Here is a 19,473-nt window from a genome sequence, read left to right on the forward strand (position 1 = left end):
CGTCGTGCCGCTTCCGGCCCAGCCCCCGCAGCCCCGCCCCGCCGACTGGCAGCCGAGCGACGAGATCGCCGTGCTCGGCTTCTACTACCCGGGCAAGGGGCACCTCGAGGTCGTCGAGGCCGTCGCCACCATCCCGACCTCCGATCGTCCGCGCGTCGTGGCCCTCGGCTGCGCGTCCGCCGGGCACGAGCAGGAGCTCGTCGACCTCGGCAGGTACGCGGCCGAGCTGGGCGTCGAGTTCACGAGCACCGGGTTCCTCTCGCCAGAGGATCGACTCGCGCGCAGCCGCGCCGTCGCCGTGCCGATCATCGCGCACCAGCACGTATCGGCCTCCGGCTCCCTCACCGACTGGCTGTCCGCAGGCCGCAGGCCGCTCACGGTCGACTCCGACTACTTCCGCGAGATGGACACCATCCGCCCGAAGACCATGCGCCTCGTGCGGGATGGCCAGTTCGCCGAGGCGCTGCGAGGTGCGCTCCGCGAGCCCGAGTCGACGTGGCTCGACGAGGCCACGTCGACCTCCCCGAGCATCGAGGAGATCGCCCGCGCCTACCTCACCTGGTGGGCGGCGCTGTGAGCGCAAGCGCACCCGAGCTGCCCCCGTTCGGCCGCCCGGTCCCCGGCAACCGCTGGGACCTCGCCCTCGCTGACACGGACAGTGGCGCTCGCGCTGGCGTACGTGCCGAGGACCCCGCACCGCGAAGCGTCTCGGTCATCGTCGTGCACTTCGAGCAGCAGGCGGAGCTCGACCGAACCCTCGCCGCCCTCTCGCGGCAGACACATCCGACCGAGCTGCTCGAGGTCATCGTCGTCGACGACGGATCGCGAGAGGCGCCACGCGTGCCAGCGGGGGTGCGCCTCCTCATCCAAGAGGACCTCGGCTTCCGGGCCGGTGCCGCGAGGAACCTCGGCGCGCGCGCCGCTACAGGCGACGTGCTGTGCTTCCTCGACGCCGACACCGCACCGGAGCCCGAGTACGTGTCGCGGATGGCGGCGCTGCCGTCCCTCCTCCCGGAGGCGGTTGTCGCGGGCCACCGCAAGCACGCGGACTTCGCCGACGTGGACGCCGACGCTGCGGTCGAGGCGGCCGGCCCCGTGCATGAGCTCGAGGAACCCGCCTGGCTCGCCGACGCCTACCGTGATTCGCGCAGGCTGCTCGATGCCGACGACCGCTCCTACCGGTTCGTCATCGGCGCCGTCTTCTCGTGCACCCGCTGGTTCTTCGACCAGACGGGTGGCTTCGACGAGGACTTCCTCGGCTACGGCGGCGAAGACTGGGAGTGGGCCCACCGAGCCTGGCTCGCCGGGGCGGTGCTCGCCTACGAGCCGGCCGCCGTGGCCTGGCACGACGGCCCGGACTGGGCTGGCAGGACCGCCGCCGACGCGGACAGCCAGGTGCACAAGAACGCCGAGACCCTGCTGCTGTCGCGGAAGATCGGCGTCGACGGCTCTCGACCCCGCGCACTCCGCGCAGCGGCCCCCGACGTCATCGCCGTACTGGCCGCTGCGCCGAGCGCGGGTGCCGCCTTCGTCTGCGTGGACAGCCTCCTCGAGCACCTCCCCCACGCGAGCGTCGTCGTCCCAGACGAGCACCACCGGCTCTTCGGTGCGGATACGAGAGTGGTCCCGGCCTCGCACGCGCTCCCCCGCGGGCGAGTCCGCATCGAGATCGACGCCGCCGTGAGCTTCGGTCGGCCGGTGGCACCGACACGCGAGGTCACCGCCCCGCTGCCCGGCCGAGCAGCCCGGCCAGAGGCAAGCGCCCTCCAGCGTGCGGTGTCCGAGGTCGGCGTCTCCGATCTCGGAACAGTACGCTTCAACGAGCACGTCGTCGTGAGGTCGGAACGCGCGCTCCGCCGCACGGAACGCTGGGGCGCGGCCGCGGCGTGGCGCACCGAGCAGAGGCCCGACCCGGCGGTCCGGCTCCTGCCCGGCGATGTCAGCGTCGCCGCCCACCTCGGCGGGTGGCTCTCCCTCGACTGAATGCGGCACACGTGAATGCCGCACCCGTGATCGCCCCACAGGAGCGACGCGGGCGCGGAATTCTCGAAACTAGGGAAAATAGCAAGGTCGCCCTGACCGGAGGCGTCTCGCGGCTCAGTTCCCGCGCATCCGAAGCACGTTGATCGCACCCAGCAGGAGGCCGCCGCGTGGCAGCAGCGCAGACGACCGGGCCAAGGCGCCTCATCGTGCAGACCGCGATGAGCGTGAAGCGCTGGCTCGCCCCGGCGACCGCCCTCTTCGTCTCGCACCAGCTCTGCGAGGTGGCGGTGCCGGTCGTGGTGGGCCTCGTCATCGACCGCGGCATCGTCGACCGAGACGTTTCCCAGCTCGCGGTGTGGGTCGCGGTGCTCGTCGCCGTCTTCGTGTTGCTGGCCTGGTCGTACCGGACCGGCGTCTACTTCCTCGTGAACGGTATCCAGCGAGCACACCACGAGCTGCGGATGCGGGTGAGCGAGCGCAGCCTCGACCCCCGCGGCTTCGGCGACCGGCAGCGCCCCACGGGTGAGCTGCTCGGCGTCGGCGGGTCCGACGTGCAGCGGGTCGCGTTCGGCGGTCTCCTCTTCGTGCACCCCGTCGCCGAGCTCGCCGCCGTCATCGCCGCGGGCGTCGTGCTCATCAGCATCGCCTGGCCGCTCGGGGTCGCCGTGATCGTCGGCGGTCCCCTCTTCCTCCTGCTGCTCGACCGCTTCGGCAGGCACCTGCGCGCGCGGGCCGAAGACCAGCAGCGGCTCACCGCCGACTCCGCGTCGCTCGCCGCCAACGCCATCGCGGGGTTCCGCACCCTCACAGCGCTCGGGGCGACGGGGCGCGCCGCCCGCAGCTACGCGGAAGCGAGCCAGCGGGCGCGCGTCGCGGCGATCGCCACGAGGAGGGCCGAGGCGTGGTTCGTGGGCGTCTCGAGCACCGCGACGGGGATTTTCGTCGTCGCGATCGGCCTCATCGCCGCGGCCCTCGCCGCCCAGGGAAGCATCACGGTCGGGCAGCTGATCACCGTCGTCGGCGTCGTCCAGGTCGTCATGGGCCCGATGGAAGCGCTCGCCGTCAACGTGGGCGCCGTGTGGGCGCGAGCCGGCGCCTCCGCGAAGCGCGTGCTCTCCCTGCTCCAGGCCCCCTATGCGCGGGAGCCGCGCGGAGGCGCAGGACCAGCCGTCGACCCGAGTGCGGAGACCCCAGGCGGCGCGTCGGCCCGCGAACGCCCGACCGCAGCGCGCCCGGCCCCTGTGGGCCCGAACCCGGCACTCGCTGTATCCGGCCTCACCGGCGAGCACCTCCGCGAGGTGAGCTTCACGGTCGAGCGGGGCGAGATCATCGGCGTCGTCGCCGACGCCCACGACGCCGCCGAGCTCGTCGGACTGCTCGGCGGGCGCATCCACCCGCCCCTCGGCACCATCACGGTCGACGGGCTCCCGCTCGCGGAAGTCGATGCCGACCGCCTCCACGAGCTCGTGACCGCGGCGCCCCACGCCGCCCACACCGTTCCGGGCACCGTCGCGGCGAACGTCGTCGGCGTGACCGGCGTCGCCGGCGCGCGACGATCGCCCGACGACGCGCTCGCGGCCGCCGCGTTCGAGGACGTGCTCGAGCAGCTGCCGAACGGCATCCGCACCCCACTCGGCGGTGCGGGGCGCACCCTCTCCGGCGGCCAGCGCCAGCGGCTCGCCCTCGCCAGGGCCCTCGCCGCCCCGGCCCCCGTCCTCGTGCTGCACGAGCCGACCGGATCCATCGACGCCGTCACCGAGCAGCACATCGGCGAGCGGATGCGCACGGCCACGGCCCAGCGCGCGACCGTCGTGGTCTGCTCCAACCCGCAGCTCCTCGTCAGGGCTGACCGCGTGCTCGTGCTCCGCGACGGCAGCATCACGGCAGAGGGAACCCACGAAGAGCTGATGTCGACGGACCTCCACTACGCGGAGGCGGTCGCGTGACCGGCATGCACTCGTCGGCCAAGCCCACGACGCTGCCGATCGCGAGCGGCAAGCGCGCAGCCAGGCTCGCCTGGCATCTGCTCACCCTTCGCCCGTGGATGCTCGTGCTCTCGATCGCCCTGCTCGGGGCCGCCGCGGGCGCAGCGCTGCTCGTGCCCACGGGGCTGGGGCGTCTCGTTGACGCCGTCACGGGCGTCGACCACAGCCTCCTCGACGTCGCGCTCCTGCTCATCGCCGGGATCGCTGGCAGCGCGGCCCTCGGCGCCCTCGGCGCGATGGCGCTCGCCGCGGTCCTGGAGACGGCGCTCGCCCGCCTCCGCGAGGACTTCGTCTCCGCCGCGCTCTCCCTGCCGCCGGTCCTCGTCGACGAGATCGCCGACGGCGAGCTCGTCTCCCGGGCCACCGACGACGTCGACACCGTCGGCGAGGTGACCACGGGCGCCGTGCCTGCCGTCGTCTCGGCGGGGCTCGCGGTCATCGCGACGGGCATCGGCCTCGCCGTCCTCAACCCCCTGTTCCTGCTCGCCATGCTCACCGTCGTGCCCGTGCATGCCTTCGCCCTGTGGCGCTACCTGCGGAAGGCGCCACGCCTCTACGCCGCCGAGCGGGTCGCCGTCGCGTCGCGCTCCCGCGAGATGGTCTCCGCCATCCAGGCCCTCCCGACCGTGCACGCCTTCGGGTGGGGCAAGGCCATCACCGAGCGCATCCGCACGCGCTCCTGGAACGTGCTGCGCTGGTCGCTGCGCACCCGCATCGTGCAGAGCCGCTTCGGGTTCCGCATGAACATGGCTGAGGCCGTCGGCCTGGCATCGGTCCTCCTCGTCGGCGCCTGGCTCGCCTTCAGCGGTTCGGCGACGATCGGTGAGGTCACGACCGCGGCGCTCCTCTTCCAAGCCCTCTTCGGGCCTTTCATCGCGCTGCTCATGCTCGTCGACGACCTGCAGTCGGCGGGCGCCTCGCTCGCCCGCGTCGCGGGCGTCATCCAGCTCGCTCCTGCACCGGCCGGGCTCTCCGCGCCCGCCTCCGCGGCAGGGGCAGCGATCGCCGCCGCCGTCGCCGGGGAGCCAGCCACCCCTGACATGGAGCTGCGCGGTGTCGTCGCCGCGTACCCCGGCCGCCCGGCGGTCCTCTGGATCGACGAGCTGCGCATCCCGGCAGGCCAGCGCGTGGCGATCGTCGGCTCGTCCGGTGCGGGCAAGAGCACCCTTGCACGCGTGCTCATGGGGCTCCTCGATGTGCGCGAAGGGCGTGTCGACGTCGCCGGGCTCGACCCGGCAGTCATGGAGGAGAACGAGCGGGCGCGACGGGTCGTGATGGTGAGCCAGGACGTGCACGTCTTCTCGGGAACCCTCCGCCACAACCTCCTCATGGCCCGCGAGAACGCAAGTGACGCGGAGCTGCACGAAGCCCTCGAATCGGTCGCGGGGCAACGATGGCGGCACACGTTCACCGACGGCCTCGAGACGCTCATCGGCGAGGGCAACGCCGAGCTCACGGCCACGGATGCGCACCGCCTCGCCCTCGCTCGTGCGCTCGTGACCCGCGCCCCCATCGTCATCCTCGACGAGGCGACGGCCGACGCCGACACGACCGACGCACGCGCCCTCGAGGCCGCGGCACGGCGAGCCCTCGCGGGGCGGACGGTCGTCACCGTCGCCCACCACCTGACGCAGGCGAGCAGCGCCGAACGGGTGCTCGTCATGGAGCACGGTCGCATCGTGGAGGACGGAACGCACGACGAGCTGCTCGATTCCGAGGGCCCCCACCGCGAACTGTGGGCCGCCTGGTCGTCGCACCGATCCCGAGCGCCCCTCGAGCATCGGGCTGAGCCCAGCAGCACGACCGACACCGAGAGGCACCGCGACTGACGCGCTACAGGGGCCCAAGCACGGCAGAGGGATCGGCGTCGAACGCCAGCGTCTCGAGCACCTCGAGCAGCTGCCGCTCCTCATAGCGGAAGTGCGACTCCATGATCGCGGCGATGCCCTCGAGGTGGCGGTCGAGCACACGGGGCGGCGCACCCGCGTCCACGGACGACTGCAGCCCCGAGAGGAGGTGCGCGATCATCGAATGATCCTGCTGCAGGTACCGCAACGTGTCACGCAGCTCGGGATGCGCCGCCGCGATCGCCGGGAACAGCTCGCGGTCCTCGCCACGGTGGTGCCCATCGAGCGCCGAGCAGAAACCGTGGCAGTACAGCAGCAGGTCTCGCGCCGCCGGCTCTGCCGGATCACCGCTCTCGACCGCTTCTCTGGTGACTCGCAGAGCGGTACGCAGACGCGCGTGCACGGCCCTCAGCTCGCTGCTCCAGGCAATGAGCCTGGCTTCCTCGTTCGCACTCATCAGGTTCGCCCTCAGTCACACGAGGGCGAAGGGGGTGACGACATCATCGCCGTTCTCCTTCGATTCGGCGCCTCCATGCCTGACACGAACTGCCAGCGGCACGCGACGCTGCGAACAGGATAGCGAAGAGGAAGGGGGTCGGCGCCTGCCCGAAACTCCCACCCCACGTCGTGCTCGATCCCTTCAGCTCAGCCCATCTGCCAGGCCCGCTACGCTCGAGGGCATGAGCGCCGCCGACCGCAAGACCCTCCGCGAACGATGGACCTCCGAGGAGCTCTCGTCGCTGCGCACCCAGCTCTCGCGCCTCTCGAGCGTCGTGCCCGGGCCGCATCGGCTCACGCCCAGCTGGCACGACGCGTCCGCCGGAACCACAGACCTCCGCGAGCTGCAGGCCGGCAGCCTCGGCATCGCCATCGCGCACCTCGACCTCTCGAACATCGACGCCAGCAGCCTCGTCGGCGGGCTCAGCATCAGCAACAGCACCCTCACGCACTGCCACTTCGACGGCGCGAAGCTGACGGCGCACACCCGACTCGAGGGCTCGCTGCGGGCCTGTGCGTTCACGGGCGCGAGCATCCCGCAGGCCTCCATCGGTCCCGAGGTCTCCGACTGCACGTTCCGCGACGCGAAGCTGCGACGCCTCCGCGCCGTCCCCGGCACGGTCTTCTCGAACTGCGCCTTCGATGGCGCCGAGCTCTCCGGCGCTGAGTTCACGAACACGCGGTTCATCGACTGCAGCTTCACCGGAGCCAAGTTCAACCCCGCCACGACGTTCCGCGGATGCACCTTCGTCGGCGAGGCACCGAGGTTCGGCAAAGCGACCGAGAGCGGCACGACGATCGAGCCGCTCGCGGGTTGACCCCGGCGACCACGCAGAGCAGGCACGCCCGGCCAGGGCCCAGAAGCTCTGAGTCATAGCAAAGTCATACAGACGGGTTCGGGCTGAAGAGCAGTTCACCCTCCGGGCCTTCCGTCATGCAAGCACCTGCGGCCCAGCAGACGGGCGTCGGTGAAGCTCGCCTCGCGGACGACCAGGAACACCCGGGGCGCACCCGGACAGCTGCGCATCACTTACGACCAGGGCTTCTCAGGTTCCCGCTTGGCTCTCTTCCTAGCGTCGACCGCATGTCAACCTCAGCGAATGCCGCTCTGCTCATCCTCCGTATCGCGCTCGGCGCGACCATGCTGCTCCACGGAGTCCAGAAGCTCACGACCACGGGAATCGGCGGCGTCCAGGAGATGCTCGCGGGTCTCGGCGTCCCGCTCGCCGACGTGGCAGGCGTCGCCCTCCCCTTCGTGGAGATCGGCGCCGGAGTGCTGCTCCTCGCGGGTCTCTTCACTCGCGTCGCCGCAGCCCTGCTCGCGATCGTCTCGCTCGGCGCCATGTTCACGGTGCACTTCACGGCAGGCTTCTTCGCGCAGGACGGCGGCTACGAGTTCGTGCTCGTGCTGGCGCTCCTCGGCATCGCGCTTGTCCTCACGGGAGGCGGACGGTGGGCCGTTGACGCCCTTCTGCGTCGACCGCGCAGCGCCCGAACCGCCAGCGCCGACCGCCACACAGTCGCCCAGACGGCGTGATAGCTAGCCCGGCTAGCAAAAATCTGGCGGGTCGATAGCCCCCGAAGCCGAAGACACGATACGGTCCAATCCACCGGCTTCCCCTGCTCCGAATCCTTCGTACACGGGCGAGACAGCCCGGCGCGCGAAAGGCGGCTGCAGTGCTGGAATCCTCGACTCCCCTCCTCGTGGGCCCCGACGTCATCGGAGCCCCCGGCGGGTACCGCAACGTCACCGACCTGCTCGCCCGGCGGGCTGAGATCGCCCCGGACCACGCGGCGTTCGAGGTGCCGAGCGACCCCACCGACCCGAGTGCTCCGTGGCGCGACGTCTCCACGCGTGAGTTCACGGAGACCGTGCGAGCAGTCGCCAAGGGGCTGCTCGCCATCGGCGTGCGGCCCGGCGACGCGATCGCCATCATGGCACCCACCCGCTACGAGTGGGCCGTCGCAGACCTCGCTGTGTGGTTCGCCGGCGGCGTCGTCGTACCGATCTACGAGACCTCGGCACCCACCCAGGTCTCGGCCATCATCCACGACGCCAAGGTGGTGCTCGCGGTCGGCGGCAGCGCCCACCATGTCGGACTGCTCACGACACCGCTCGATGCGCGCGGGTCCGACGCGCTCGGCGTCTGGTCGATGGATGCGGCCGACGGCCCCGGCGAGCATCGCGACCTCGATCGCCTCGCCGCCCTCGGGCTCGGCGTCGCCGACGAGGCGCTCGAGGAGCGACGCCTGCTCGCCACCGCCGACTCCCCCGCGACGATCGTCTACACCTCCGGCACCACTGGAGAGCCCAAGGGGGCCGTGCTCACGCACGAGAACTTCCTCGGCCAGGTCCTCAACATCGCAGCTGCCTACGGCGAGGTCGTGCATCCCGCGGGCAACACCATCATCTTCCTGCCCCTCGCCCACGTGCTCGCCCGCGGACTGCAGCTCATCTGCCTCGCGAGCGGCATGCGCATCGCCCACCTCGCCGACCCGACCGCCGTCGTCGGCACCCTCGGGCAGCTGAAGCCGACGTTCCTCGTCGTCGTGCCCCGCGTCCTGCAGAAGATCCAGGCCGCAGCCGGCGCCAAGGCAGCCGCGAGCGGGCTCGCCAAGGTCTGGGCGTCGGCGCAGAGCACAGCCGTCGAGTGGGGTGAGTTCCGCGAGACGGCGACTCCGGCCGCACGCGCCCCGCTTGGCCTGCGCATCCGACACGGCCTCTTCGACGCGGTCTTCTACCGCCGACTGCGGCAGGTCATGGGCGGCCGCGTCACCCACATCCTCTCCGGCGGTGCCACCCTCGACGCCGAGCTCTCCCTCTTCTTCGGCGGCATCGGCGTGCCCGTCATCGAGGGGTACGGCCTCACCGAGACGACGGCGCCCCTGACCGGCAACCTCCCGAGCGACATCCGCTCGGGAACGGTCGGTCGGCCGCTGCCCGGCTCCACGGTTCGCATCAGCGACGACGGGGAGATCCTGGCCCGCGGGATCGGCGTCTTCAGCGGCTACCGGAACCCCGAGCACAACCAGGACGCATTCGTCGACGGCTTCTTCCGAACCGGCGACCTCGGCCGCCTCGACGAGCAGGGCCGGGTTGTCCTCGAGGGACGCCTGAAGGACGTCATCGTCACCTCGAACGGCAAGACCATCGTTCCCATGAGGTGGGAGTCCTCCGTCGAGTCGGACTCCCTCGTCTCGCACGCCGTCATGATCGGCGAGGGACGCAACTACCTCTCGGCGCTCATCATCCTCGACCCATTGGCACTCGCCGAGTTCTCCGCCGAGGTCGCCGCGAGCGCCCACCCGAGGCCAGAGCAGCACGAGCTCCTGACGGTCGTGGATGCGAAGGCGCGCGAGCACGTCCAGCGCGCCGTCGACCGCGCCAACGAGCTCGTCGCCCGCAGCGAGCAGGTGCGGCGCTTCACGCTCATCGCGACGGACCTCGACGATCCGACCTTCGTGACGCCGACGCTGAAGCTCAAGCGCGCAGCGGTGCTGCAGCGCAGCACGGACGTCGTCGACGCCCTCTACTCTTCCTGATCACCCCATTCCCCCCGGCGCACAGCGCCTCGAGAGGCAACAGCATGACGAGCGACATCACCCCTGGCGGCACGAGCACCGCGGGAAGCAAGAACCGGGCGACGATCATCACGATCGCCATCGCCGTGCTGATCGGGGCGCTCGTCGCGCTGGCCGGCAGCCAGGGCGGGGCGGCGCTCGCCGGGTTCCCCCTCTACGCGTGGGCCGTCGCGGCCGCGTTCCTCATCCAGGTGCTCGTCTACCTGCCCTCGGCGGCGGCGAAGACCGAGCGGTTCTTCGACCTCACGGGAAGCGCGACGTTCATCGTCGTCACCATCGGCCTGCTCATCGCGGCACCGGCACCGGATGCCCGCTCCTGGATCCTCGGAGCCATGGTGATCCTGTGGGCCCTGCGGCTTGGCTCGTTCCTCTTCGCGCGCATCCACCGCTCGGGGTCCGACGATCGCTTCGACGACATCAAGGGCGACAAGCTGCGCTTCCTGCGGGTCTGGATCATGCAGGGCCTCTGGGTGAGCCTCACGGCCGCCGCGGCGTGGATCGCGATCGCCGGCGGCACCGCGGAGCGCGAGCCCATCGGCTGGCTCGGCATCGTGGGCATCGTCATCTGGGTGGCCGGGTTCGTCATCGAGGTCGTCGCCGACCTGCAGAAGAACGCGTTCAAGGCCGACCCGGCGAACAAGGGTCGGTTCATCCGCACGGGCCTCTGGTCCCGTTCGCGCCATCCCAACTACTTCGGCGAGATCCTGCTCTGGGTGGGCGTCGCCATCGTCGCCATCCCCGTCCTGGTCGGCTGGCAGTGGATCGCGCTCATCTCGCCGGTCTTCGTCGTGCTGCTGCTCTCGAAGGTCAGCGGAGTGCCGCTGCTCGAGGCCAAGGCCGACAAGAAGTGGGGCGGCGACGCCGACTACGAGGAGTACAAGGCGAAGACGCCCGTGCTCCTGCTGAAGCTCACGCGCCCCTGACCTCGGCCGGGGCGCGTGAGCCCCGAGCTACTGGAAGGCGGGTACGACGTGCTCGATGAACAGCTCGAGCGAGCGCTTCTTCTGCTCGTGGGAGAGGGAGTTGTCGCTCCAGAAGCTGAACTCGTCGACCCCGAGCGACTCGTACTCGCGCAGGCGGGCGATGACCTCGTCCGGCGTGCCGATCATCGCGGTCCTGTGCAGTGACTCGGGCGTGAACTCGGGCCGCTCCGAGAACTTCGCCTCGGGGCTCGGCTCGAGGAACCCGTCGACGGGGTCGGTCTTGTTGCCGAACCAGGCGTCGAAGGTGCGGTAGAACTTGTTGACCCCTTCGGCGGCCGGTCGCCAGCCGTCTGGGTCGCTCTCCTCGTGCACGTAGGTGTGGCGCAGCACCATGATCTCGGGGCGCGCAACCTCGGGATGGTTCGACACTGCTGTCTCGAACTTGGTCACGAGGTCGGCGACCTCCTCGTCGCCCTTCATGAGCGGCGTCACCATGACGTTGCAGCCGTTGGCGACCGCGAAGTCGTGCGTGTCGGGGTCGCGGGCCGCGACCCACATCGGCGGAGTCGGCTGCTGCACGGGCTTCGGGACGCTCGTGGAGACGGGGAACTGCCAGACCTCGCCGTCGTGGGCGTAGTCGCCCTGCCAGAGCTCGCGCACGGCGGGGATCAGCTCGCGCAGGTGCTTGCCGCCCTCCTTGCCTGGCATGCCGCCTGCGAGGCGGTCGAACTCGAACTGGTACGCGCCGCGCGCCAGTCCAACCTCGGCGCGCCCGCCGCTGATGACGTCGAGCAGGGCCGTCTCTCCGGCCACCCGGAGCGGGTTCCAGAAGGGGGCGATGATGGTGCCCGCGCCGAGCCGGATCTTCGTGGTGACCGCGGCGAGGTACGCGAGCTGCGGCATGGGGCTCGGGGAGATCGTGTACTCCATCGAGTGGTGCTCGCCGATCCACACCGTGCTGAAGCCGGCCTTCTCGGCCAGGAGCGTGAGCTCGACGAGCTCCGCGAAGAGCTGCTCGGTGCTGACGGAGTCGTCCCAGCGCTCCATGTGGATGAACAGAGAGAAACGCATTGTCGTGTCCTTTCGAGAGTGGAGGTGCTGCTGCCGTCAGCGGCGGCTGGCGCGTTCCGCGATGGTGGTGTTCCCGCGAGACCAGTGCTCGTGCTCGATCTCGCGGATGACGACGGTGATGTTCTCCGGTGCTGCGCCCACGGCCTCCTCGGCGACGCGGTGCACGCCGTCGATGAGGGCCCTGAGCTGCTCCGGAGTGCGCCCCTTGGCGATGGAGATGTCGATGAGTGGCATGCGCCCCTACCCCCGCATCACGAACGGGTCGGCGACGGGCGATTCGTCGGTGTTGATCCACACGCTCTTGAGGCGCGTGTACTCGTGCATGGACTCGATGCCGTGCTCGATGCCGACGCCGGAGTTCTTGAAGCCCTGCCTCGGAGACATGGGCGACATGGCGCGGTAGGTGTTGACCCAGATGGTGCCGGCGTCGAGGCGACGCGAGAGGCGATGGGCGCGGGCGAGGTTCTGCGTCCACACGCCGGCCGCGAGGCCGAACTCGGTGTCGTTGGCCAGCCCGACGACCTCGTCCTCCGTGTCGAAGGGCATGATGGCGGCGACGGGCCCGAAGATCTCCTCGCGGACGACGCGCATGCTGTTGGTGACGTCGGTCAGCACGGTGGGCTCGAAGTAGTAGCCGGGGAGCTGCACGTCGGGGCGACCGCCTCCGGCGTAGAGGGTCGCGCCCTCGTCGACACCGATGCCGACATACGATCTGACCTTCTCGAGCTGGTCGCTGAAGGCGAGGGGGCCGAGCTCGGTCGCATCGTCGAGGGGGTCGCCGATGACGATGGACTTCGCGCGAGCGGAGACGCGCTCGAGGAGCTCGTCGTAGACGGAGCGATGAGCGAAGACGCGGCTCCCGGCGATGCAGGTCTGGCCCGCCGCGGCGTAGATCCCCGCGATGACCCCCATCGCCGCGTTCTCGATGTTCGCGTCGTCGAACACGATGTTCGGGCTCTTCCCGCCCAATTCGAGCGTGCATCCGATGAATCGTGCCGCCGCGCTCGCCGCGATGGCCGAGCCCGTGCGCGTCGACCCCGTGAAGGAGATCTTCGCGATGAGGGGGCTCTCGACGAGCGCCGCGCCTGCTTCTGCGCCGAGGCCCGTGACGACGTTGACGACACCGTCGGGGAACCCGGCCTCGCTCGCGAGCTGCGCGAAGCGGAGCACGGTGCGCGAGGTGTACTCACTCGGCTTGATGACGACGGTGTTGCCGGCTGCGAGCGCAGGCGCGAGCTTCGAGGTCGTGAGCGTCAGCGGGGAGTTCCACGGTGTGATCGCGCCGACCACGCCGAGCGGCTCGTGCTGCGTGTAGTTGAGGATCTGCAGGTTGCTGGTTGGGATCTGCGAGCCCTGGATCTTGTCGGCGAGCCCGCCGTAGTAGTAGAGGTACTCGGGCAGCGACGCGAGCTGGCCGCGCATCTCGCGCAGGAGCTTGCCGTTGTCGAGGCTCTCCAGGCGGGCGAGCTCGTCGGCGTTCTCGGCCACCAGGTCGCCAAGGCGACGCAGCAGCTTGCCTCGCTGCGTCGCCGTGAGCCCGCTCCAGCTGGGCGCCTCGAACGCCCGCCTGGCCGCGGAGACCGCCAGCTCGACATCGGCGGCGTCACCCCTCGCCGCCTCGTACAGCACGTCGAGGGTCGCGGGGTTGATGCTCTCGAAGTAGGCGCCGCCGGCGGGATCGCGCCAGCCCCCGTCGATGAAATGTCCGTAGCGGTCAGTCATGGTGTGCTCCTTCGTGGTGCTTGGAGTTGGAGAGTTCCGTGTCTTCGATGTGCTCCGCGAGCTCCGCGGCGAAGGCCTCGGGCGCTTCGACGGGAAGCATGTGCCGGACGCCGGCGACGATGCGCGACCGGGCATCCGGGATGGCGGCCGCGAGCCTGCGGCTCATGTCGGGCGTCGAGCCGGGGTCGAGCTCGCCCGTGATGGCGAGGGTCGGGATGGAGATGGAGGCCAGATCAGCTTCGATCTGCCGGTCACCCGTCGCGAAGATCTCGTAGGCGTGCCCGAACGACTCGACGTCGTTGGCTTCGAGCACGCGCCTCGTCGCGTCGACTGTCTCGGGAGCGACGTCGCTTCCCGAGTACCAGCGTTCGAGCGAGCGCTCGACGGTCGCAGCGAAGTCGGTCCGTGCCGAAGCCAACCGGGCGAGTACTGCGGCGCGCTCCTCCGGGGTCCGCTGGCAGACGGAGCTGACGCAGACGAGCGACCGGACTCGGTCGTTCGAGTGGCTCGCGATTCGCTGGGCGACGAGCGCCCCGAGTGAGAAGCCCACGAGGTGGACCGGCCCGCTCGGAAGTCGCTCAGCGACGTCGGCCGCGAACTCGGCGAGCGACATCGCCCCGCGCAGGCGCGGCTGGGCCCCATGACCCGGCAGGTCGAGGGCGATCGTCGGCCGGTCGAGCAGCTCCTCGACGCGGCCCCACATGCTCCGATCAAGCCCCACCCCGTGCAGCAGCACGATGGGCGTGCGTGTCGGCGTCGAGCTCACGTCGTCGCCCCGCTACAGCTCGGTCGAGAGCGCCGCGAGCCGCTGCTGCGGGCGGCCCTGGGCAGCCCCGGCCAGGGCGACGAGGATCTCGTCCGGGTGCGGCGCATCCGCGATCCGCACCTCGAACGACTGGTGGTGCGAGCGGATCGTCGCGTCGGTGAAGTGCTTGAGCGGGATGTCGAACGCGACGCCGGCCGGCCCTCGCTTCTCGACTGCGGGCAGCAGGGTGCTCGCGTTTGCTGCCTTCCGGAAGTGGTCGCCGAACTTGAGCGTGTGGATGAGCGCCGAGCCGTGCTCGACCTCGCCGTTCAGCCCGATGATCGCGGCTTTGCCGTATGCCTCGAGAGGGGCTGCGAGCGCCTCCATGACTCGGGGCGCGAGCAGCGCTCCGAGCTCGGATGCGACGGCGTCGATGCCGGCGCTCAGGTCCTCGACGAATCCCTGGCCAGCCCACGGGTTCTCGATGATGGCGGCCACGACCGCGGTCCTCGCTGCGGGCGAGACCGTGCGGCCGCCCTCGATGAGCGTCTCGTCGACGATGGTGATGACTCTGCGAACCTTCATGCTGCGATTCCTTTCAGGATGTCGGAGGTGACCTTCACGTCGGTCGTGCGGTCTCCGATCCGGGGGTGAGGGCGGGGGCCGGACGACGCGACCGCGATGACCGCGATCTCGTCGCGGTGCGGTGCATCCGCGAGGTGCACGTCGAGTGACTGGTAGTGGCTGCGGGTCGCCGCCGCGGTCTTGTGCCAGAGCGGCACTCGCAGATCGCCCCCGGCATCGGCTCTCGTGTCCGAGAAGCAGATGATCGAGGTGCCCTCGAGGAACTCGCGGAGCAGGTTGCCGAAGTAGGGGGTGTGGATGAGCGCGCCGGCGTGCTCGATCTCGCCGTCGACGCCGACGACGGCGGCCTTGCCGAACGCTTCGACGTTGGCGGCCCCGCCGAGCGCCTCGAGGAGGCGGTCGCTGAGGAGCTTGGCGACGATGGGGGCGATCTCGGACGTCGCCTCCGTGAGGTCGGCGAGGGGCCCGGCCCCGATCCACGGGTTGCGGACGACGGCGACGGCGCTCACCTGCCGGATCGCGGTCGGGGCGTCGACGCCGCCGTCCGAGATGATGTCCTCGTAGGCAGTCGAGATCTTTCGCACGCCGAGGGCGACGGCGCGCTCGCGCAGTGTCTCGCCGCGACGCTCGGTCGCTGTGGCGGTGGTGGTCATGGTGGCTCCTGGTCTCCTCGATCGTCTGGTGTGCCCGGATGGGCGTCGGCGACTCAGGCGGTGATCGACTCGCTGTCGGCCGGGTTGCCGTGATCGGCCGGCGCGAGGGCTGCGCGGCTCGACGCCTCGACGTGTGTTCGCATGGCGAACTCGGCGCCGATCGCATCCTTCTCGACGATCGAGCGGACAACCGCGCGGTGCTCGTGGTTGGAGGCGAGCAGACGACCGGGGCGCTCGATCGTGCGCAGCACGATGCGGTGGTAGGCGAGCTGGTTCATGAGGCGCTCGTAGTGCTCCGCGAGCTTCGCGTTGTCGGCGCCGAGCACGATGGTCCAGTGGAACTCGTGCACGAGGCGGGCGTATTCGGCCGTGTCGCCGGCCTTGGCGGCGGCGTCGCTCTCGTCGAGGTTGCGCGAGAGGGCTGCGACCTCCGAGGTGGGGCCGCGGCGGGCGAGCAGGTTGGCGGCGAGCCCTTCCAGCGATTCCTTGAGCTGGAACAGCTCGACGATCTCCCGCCTGGTGGGTGTTCGCACGAACGTCCCGACGCGGGGACGGATCTCGACGAGGCCCTCGTTCTCCAGCTGCTTGAGGGCCTCGCGGATGGGGGTGCGGCTGACGCCGAACTCCTGCGCGAGCACGAGCTCCGGCATCGGGTCGCCTGGCGGGTACGTGCCGCTCGTCACGAGACGGCGGAGTCGCTCGAGGAGAGGGAGGTCTGCGTACGCCTCATCGCTGAGACCCAACGGCGTGATCTGTTGCATACAAGAACGCTAGCTGGCATGCCACAGGATTGTCAACGAGCTCCTATTTTCTCAGGAAACACAACGTTTACAACGAAGCGTTGACGCATGCATGAACGCGGGGTTACGCTCCGTTGCATGCAAGCAAACATCAAAGATGCTGTCGCAGCTGCATGGTCCGACGTCTGGGATCGGGGTGACTTCGGTGCGTTCGAAGCCCTCGTGACCACGGACTATCGGCGCGAGAGCACAAGATCGGGTCGGGTATCTGCACTCGACGAGTTCAAGCAGGAGGTCTCCGAGGTGCGCGCCGCGTTCCCGGACCTCGTCACGCGCATCGACCAGGTCCTGGTCGAGGACGACGCGCTCGCCGTCTTCTGGACCTCCGACGGCACGTTCAGCCAGCCGCTCGGCACTGTCCCCCCGACAGGCAAGCGCGTCGTCACGAACGGATCCAACTACGGCACCCTGCGGGACGGACGCGTCTCTTCCGAGCGCGTGACCTGGGACTCAGCCGAGCTGCTCACCCACCTCGGCCTCCCCTCCCTGCACTCGGCGTTCGAGGATGCCGACGCCGACTACGCCGACGAGTCCGCAGCTCCCCCGCGCGAGATGCTCAAGGCCTTCAACAAGCAGTTCATCTCCGGCGTCACGGTCGTCACGACGAAGGACGAGGAGGGCCGGCCACGCGGACTCGCCGTCAGCGCCTACTCCTCGGTGTCGCTCGATCCGCCGCTCGTGCTCGTGTGCGTGCAGAAGTCGTCGTCGACCTACCCCTCGCTCTTCAGATCCACGCACCTCGGCATCAACATCCTCTCGAGCGAGCAGCAGCACGTGCTCGCGACCTTCGCCTCCAAGTCTTCGGACAAGTTCGCCGACATCACCTGGCACGAAGGGCCAGAAGGCAGCCCGCTCATCGACGGCTCCTCCGCCTCCATCGAGGTCGAGATCAAGGAGCGCTTCCAGGCGCTCACGCACACCATCTTCATCGGCCGCGTGCACCACGCGACGACCACCGACGACGCGCCCATTCTGTACAAGGCCGGCAAGTTCTTCGATGGACGAGGGCTCTCAGAGCTCTGACCAGGTCATCACAACCGCGATGACCGTTCCGCCCTCCCGGGCCTGCCTCCTCCGAAGTGGAGCAACACCATGACTCTTCACCATCCTCCGAAGCCCGAGCTGCACGACGACGACGCACTCGATGGTCACGGGCTCGAGCCGACGTCCGGCCCGAGTCGCGCCCAGGCGGCGGCCGACGCGCTGCGTCACCGTCCCGGCGTCGTCTTCTGGGTTTCGATCGCCCTCATCCTGGCGTTCGTGTCGTGGGCGGCACTGTCGCCTGAGACGCTCAACGCATCGATGACGGGAGCCATCAACTGGGCCTCGGCGACCGTCGGCTGGTCGTACCTCCTTGTCACGACCGGCTGCATCGGCTTGCTCATCTACCTTGCGTGCAGCAGGTTCGGACGGGTGAGACTCGGGGCTGACGAGGACCGCCCCGAATTCACCACGTGGGCCTGGCTCGCCATGATCGTCTCGACCGTGATGGGCGTCGGGCTCATCAGCTACGGTGTCGCCGAGCCGATCTCGCACTTCGTGCTGCCGCCGCACGCACTCGCCGATCCGGGCACCGCTGAGGCCGCGGTCGTCGCCATGCAGTACTCGTACCTCGACTGGGGGCCCCATGCCTGGGCCGTGTTCGGCGTGTTCGGCGTCGCCATCGCCTACTCGACGCACCGCAAGGGCAACACGGGTCTCGTCTCCCCCATGCTGCGCCCGATTCTCGGCAAACGCGTCGACGGGTGGCTCGGCAACGTCATCGATGTCTTCGCCATCATCGCGACGCTGTTCGGCACGACGACCTCGCTCGGCCTCGGAGCGTCGCAGATCACCGAGGGTCTGAACCGGGTCTTCGGCTTGCCCGCAGAGACCTTCACGCAGATCCTCGTCATCGCCGTCATCACGGTCATCTTCACGCTCTCCGCCCTGTCAGGCGTGAATCGCGGCATCAAGTACATCAGCCAGTTCACGATGCTCGCCTCGATCCTCCTTGCCATCTACGTCTTCTTCGCGGGCCCGACGAACTTCATCACCAACCTGTTCTTCCGGGCGACGGGTGCGTACTTCGGTGACTTCTTCTCGATGAGCCTCACGACCCCGCTCACGGCAGAGGACGGGCAGTGGATGCAGTGGTGGACGTACTTCATGATGGCCTGGTGGCTGAGCTGGGGTGCGTTCGTGGGCGTCTTCCTCGCGAAGATCTCGCGTGGCCGCACGATTCGCCAGTTCGTGATCGGCGTGATGGTCGTTCCGAGCCTCGTCTTCTTCGCCTGGTTCACCATCTTCGGTGGGTCGGCGATCAAGTTCGACATGGACGGGGTCGGCAGCATCGGCGAGGCCGCGAGTGCCGATGTCAATACCGCGTTCTTCGAGATGCTCTCCAACCTCCCACTGGTGGGCATCACCTCAGTGGTCGCGATCATCCTGGTCGTGTTGTTCTTCGTCTCCGGTGCTGACGCGAACACGTTCGTCCTCAGCATGATGTCGTCGCGCGGCGCGCTCGAGCCGACGAAGCTGGTGTTGGCGATCTGGGGCGCGCTGACCGGCCTCTGCGCGGCCCTGCTGCTTCTCACCGGCGGGTTGCAGGCGCTGCAGCAGGCGGCGATGCTCTCTGCGCTGCCCTTCACGGTCATCGTCGCGCTGCTCGCGGTCTCGCTGGTCATGCAGCTGAAGAAGGACCCGCACTTCGATTACACGCGGGACGTGCGTCGGGAGGACCTTCGCACCGGGGTCCTTCGACTGCCCATCCACGGCCCCGCGCGGAGGAAAGAGGCCGACTCAGCACCTGAACAGCCGGGTTCCGCGGGTCAACCGCCGCTCTTGCCTCCAACGCCGTAGACGATGATCGCGGAGATGGGGATGGCGAGGAAGAAGACCCACGCCCATCCCCATCCACCCGCGATGAAGCCGATGAGGAGGAACGCGGCGAGCGCGAGCAGGGGCACGATCGCGACGATCGCAACCCCCGTTCGGCCGCCGAGCGGTGTCTTGCGTGCAAGTGGGTTCGAGGTGTCGTCGGTGCTCATGAGGGGCTCCTGCGGGATCGGGGTGTTCCTGACAGTGGATGCACGGCGAC

The 19,473-nt window shown here is 69.7% G+C and carries 18 protein-coding genes and 1 pseudogene; 10 read left to right on the plus strand and 9 right to left on the minus strand.

Annotated features, from left to right (window positions below; genetic code table 11):
• The 4 genes and pseudogenes from GV007_RS13155 to GV007_RS13170 form a co-directional block, all read left to right on the plus strand.
• A pseudogene (locus GV007_RS13155) lies at positions 1–577 on the plus strand (hypothetical protein); the annotation flags it as partial.
• Positions 574–1,983 (plus strand): glycosyltransferase family 2 protein, encoded by a 1,410-nt coding sequence (locus tag GV007_RS13160; RefSeq protein WP_201297700.1) that lies wholly within the window; start codon positions 574–576, stop codon positions 1,981–1,983. The pseudogene GV007_RS13155 and the gene GV007_RS13160, both read left to right, overlap by 4 nt.
• Positions 1,984–2,150: 167 nt before the next feature.
• Positions 2,151–3,929, plus strand: a complete 1,779-nt coding sequence (locus GV007_RS13165; protein WP_160073206.1) for an ABC transporter transmembrane domain-containing protein — start codon at positions 2,151–2,153, stop codon at positions 3,927–3,929.
• Positions 3,930–3,934: 5 nt separating this feature from the next.
• Positions 3,935–5,797 (plus strand): ABC transporter ATP-binding protein, encoded by a 1,863-nt coding sequence (locus tag GV007_RS13170; protein WP_236558571.1) that lies wholly within the window; start codon positions 3,935–3,937, stop codon positions 5,795–5,797.
• Positions 5,798–5,801: 4 nt separating this feature from the next.
• On the opposite strand, the gene GV007_RS13175 is transcribed toward GV007_RS13170, so the two are convergent.
• The gene (locus GV007_RS13175; protein ID WP_160073210.1) at positions 5,802–6,272 is read right to left on the minus strand and encodes a hemerythrin domain-containing protein; all 471 of its coding nucleotides are present in this window, start codon (positions 6,270–6,272) and stop codon (positions 5,802–5,804) included.
• A gap of 223 nt (positions 6,273–6,495) precedes the next feature.
• Between GV007_RS13175 and GV007_RS13180 the strand changes: the two genes are divergently transcribed.
• The 4 genes from GV007_RS13180 to GV007_RS13195 all read left to right on the plus strand — a co-directional run bounded on the left by GV007_RS13180 (position 6,496) and on the right by GV007_RS13195 (position 10,818).
• Positions 6,496–7,131 (plus strand): pentapeptide repeat-containing protein, encoded by a 636-nt coding sequence (locus tag GV007_RS13180; RefSeq protein WP_160073212.1) that lies wholly within the window; start codon positions 6,496–6,498, stop codon positions 7,129–7,131.
• Positions 7,132–7,397: 266 nt separating this feature from the next.
• Entirely contained in the window at positions 7,398–7,850 is a 453-nt protein-coding gene (locus GV007_RS13185) for a DoxX family protein (protein ID WP_160073214.1), read from the plus strand.
• Between the two features lie 140 nt (positions 7,851–7,990).
• Positions 7,991–9,856: an AMP-dependent synthetase/ligase gene (locus GV007_RS13190; protein ID WP_160073216.1), complete on the plus strand. Its 1,866-nt coding sequence runs from the start codon at positions 7,991–7,993 to the stop codon at positions 9,854–9,856.
• Positions 9,857–9,900: 44 nt separating this feature from the next.
• Positions 9,901–10,818, plus strand: a complete 918-nt coding sequence (locus tag GV007_RS13195; protein ID WP_160073218.1) for a DUF1295 domain-containing protein — start codon at positions 9,901–9,903, stop codon at positions 10,816–10,818.
• A gap of 27 nt (positions 10,819–10,845) precedes the next feature.
• On the opposite strand, the gene GV007_RS13200 is transcribed toward GV007_RS13195, so the two are convergent.
• The 7 genes from GV007_RS13200 to GV007_RS13230 are packed head-to-tail and all read right to left on the minus strand — an operon-like array spanning position 10,846 to position 16,355.
• On the minus strand, positions 10,846–11,889 hold the full coding sequence (locus GV007_RS13200; protein WP_160073220.1) for an LLM class flavin-dependent oxidoreductase: 1,044 nt from the start codon (positions 11,887–11,889) through the stop codon (positions 10,846–10,848).
• A 36-nt stretch (positions 11,890–11,925) separates the two neighbouring features.
• Entirely contained in the window at positions 11,926–12,123 is a 198-nt protein-coding gene (locus tag GV007_RS13205) for a tautomerase family protein (protein ID WP_160073222.1), read from the minus strand.
• A 6-nt stretch (positions 12,124–12,129) separates the two neighbouring features.
• Positions 12,130–13,611: an aldehyde dehydrogenase gene (locus GV007_RS13210; protein ID WP_160073224.1), complete on the minus strand. Its 1,482-nt coding sequence runs from the start codon at positions 13,609–13,611 to the stop codon at positions 12,130–12,132.
• Positions 13,604–14,377 carry an alpha/beta fold hydrolase gene (locus GV007_RS13215; RefSeq protein ID WP_236558497.1) on the minus strand — a complete coding sequence of 258 codons (774 nt, stop codon included), beginning with the start codon at positions 14,375–14,377 and terminating at the stop codon, positions 13,604–13,606. The genes GV007_RS13210 and GV007_RS13215 overlap by 8 nt, the downstream gene beginning before the upstream one ends.
• A gap of 12 nt (positions 14,378–14,389) precedes the next feature.
• Positions 14,390–14,941 carry an amino acid synthesis family protein gene (locus tag GV007_RS13220; protein ID WP_160073226.1) on the minus strand — a complete coding sequence of 184 codons (552 nt, stop codon included), beginning with the start codon at positions 14,939–14,941 and terminating at the stop codon, positions 14,390–14,392.
• A complete protein-coding gene (locus GV007_RS13225; RefSeq protein WP_160073227.1) occupies positions 14,938–15,594 on the minus strand; it encodes an amino acid synthesis family protein in 657 nt (218 codons plus the stop codon). The genes GV007_RS13220 and GV007_RS13225 overlap by 4 nt, the downstream gene beginning before the upstream one ends.
• A gap of 53 nt (positions 15,595–15,647) precedes the next feature.
• A complete protein-coding gene (locus GV007_RS13230; RefSeq protein WP_104240960.1) occupies positions 15,648–16,355 on the minus strand; it encodes a GntR family transcriptional regulator in 708 nt (235 codons plus the stop codon).
• 117 nt (positions 16,356–16,472) lie between these two features.
• On the opposite strand from GV007_RS13230, the gene GV007_RS13235 reads away from it, so the two are divergent.
• Together GV007_RS13235 and GV007_RS13240 are read left to right on the plus strand one after the other, a co-directional pair.
• Positions 16,473–17,417: a flavin reductase gene (locus GV007_RS13235; RefSeq protein ID WP_160073229.1), complete on the plus strand. Its 945-nt coding sequence runs from the start codon at positions 16,473–16,475 to the stop codon at positions 17,415–17,417.
• A 69-nt stretch (positions 17,418–17,486) separates the two neighbouring features.
• Positions 17,487–19,235, plus strand: a complete 1,749-nt coding sequence (locus GV007_RS13240; protein ID WP_160073231.1) for a BCCT family transporter — start codon at positions 17,487–17,489, stop codon at positions 19,233–19,235.
• Here the strand turns inward: GV007_RS13240 and GV007_RS13245 are convergent.
• Positions 19,205–19,423 carry a hypothetical protein gene (locus tag GV007_RS13245; RefSeq protein WP_160073233.1) on the minus strand — a complete coding sequence of 73 codons (219 nt, stop codon included), beginning with the start codon at positions 19,421–19,423 and terminating at the stop codon, positions 19,205–19,207. The two genes, GV007_RS13240 and GV007_RS13245, sit on opposite strands and share 31 nt — an antisense overlap.
• Between the last annotated feature and the right edge of the window lie 50 nt (positions 19,424–19,473).

It is taken from the genome of Pseudoclavibacter sp. 8L (assembly GCF_902506465.1).
In the GTDB taxonomy this organism is placed as follows: Bacteria; Actinomycetota; Actinomycetes; order Actinomycetales; family Microbacteriaceae; genus Pseudoclavibacter.

What these genes read in the sequence shown, in the direction of transcription:
- GV007_RS13170 (WP_236558571.1), top strand. Translation starts at nt 3,935, where the DNA reads ATGCACTCGTCGGCCAAGCCCACGACGCTGCCGATCGCGAGCGGCAAG.
- GV007_RS13175 (WP_160073210.1), bottom strand. Translation starts at nt 6,272, where the DNA reads ATGAGTGCGAACGAGGAAGCCAGGCTCATTGCCTGGAGCAGCGAGCTG.
- GV007_RS13180 (WP_160073212.1), top strand. Translation starts at nt 6,496, where the DNA reads ATGAGCGCCGCCGACCGCAAGACCCTCCGCGAACGATGGACCTCCGAG.
- GV007_RS13185 (WP_160073214.1), top strand. Translation starts at nt 7,398, where the DNA reads ATGTCAACCTCAGCGAATGCCGCTCTGCTCATCCTCCGTATCGCGCTC.
- GV007_RS13195 (WP_160073218.1), top strand. Translation starts at nt 9,901, where the DNA reads ATGACGAGCGACATCACCCCTGGCGGCACGAGCACCGCGGGAAGCAAG.
- GV007_RS13200 (WP_160073220.1), bottom strand. Translation starts at nt 11,889, where the DNA reads ATGCGTTTCTCTCTGTTCATCCACATGGAGCGCTGGGACGACTCCGTC.
- GV007_RS13205 (WP_160073222.1), bottom strand. Translation starts at nt 12,123, where the DNA reads ATGCCACTCATCGACATCTCCATCGCCAAGGGGCGCACTCCGGAGCAG.
- GV007_RS13210 (WP_160073224.1), bottom strand. Translation starts at nt 13,611, where the DNA reads ATGACTGACCGCTACGGACATTTCATCGACGGGGGCTGGCGCGATCCC.
- GV007_RS13220 (WP_160073226.1), bottom strand. Translation starts at nt 14,941, where the DNA reads ATGAAGGTTCGCAGAGTCATCACCATCGTCGACGAGACGCTCATCGAG.
- GV007_RS13225 (WP_160073227.1), bottom strand. Translation starts at nt 15,594, where the DNA reads ATGACCACCACCGCCACAGCGACCGAGCGTCGCGGCGAGACACTGCGC.
- GV007_RS13230 (WP_104240960.1), bottom strand. Translation starts at nt 16,355, where the DNA reads ATGCAACAGATCACGCCGTTGGGTCTCAGCGATGAGGCGTACGCAGAC.
- GV007_RS13235 (WP_160073229.1), top strand. Translation starts at nt 16,473, where the DNA reads ATGCAAGCAAACATCAAAGATGCTGTCGCAGCTGCATGGTCCGACGTC.
- GV007_RS13240 (WP_160073231.1), top strand. Translation starts at nt 17,487, where the DNA reads ATGACTCTTCACCATCCTCCGAAGCCCGAGCTGCACGACGACGACGCA.
- GV007_RS13245 (WP_160073233.1), bottom strand. Translation starts at nt 19,423, where the DNA reads ATGAGCACCGACGACACCTCGAACCCACTTGCACGCAAGACACCGCTC.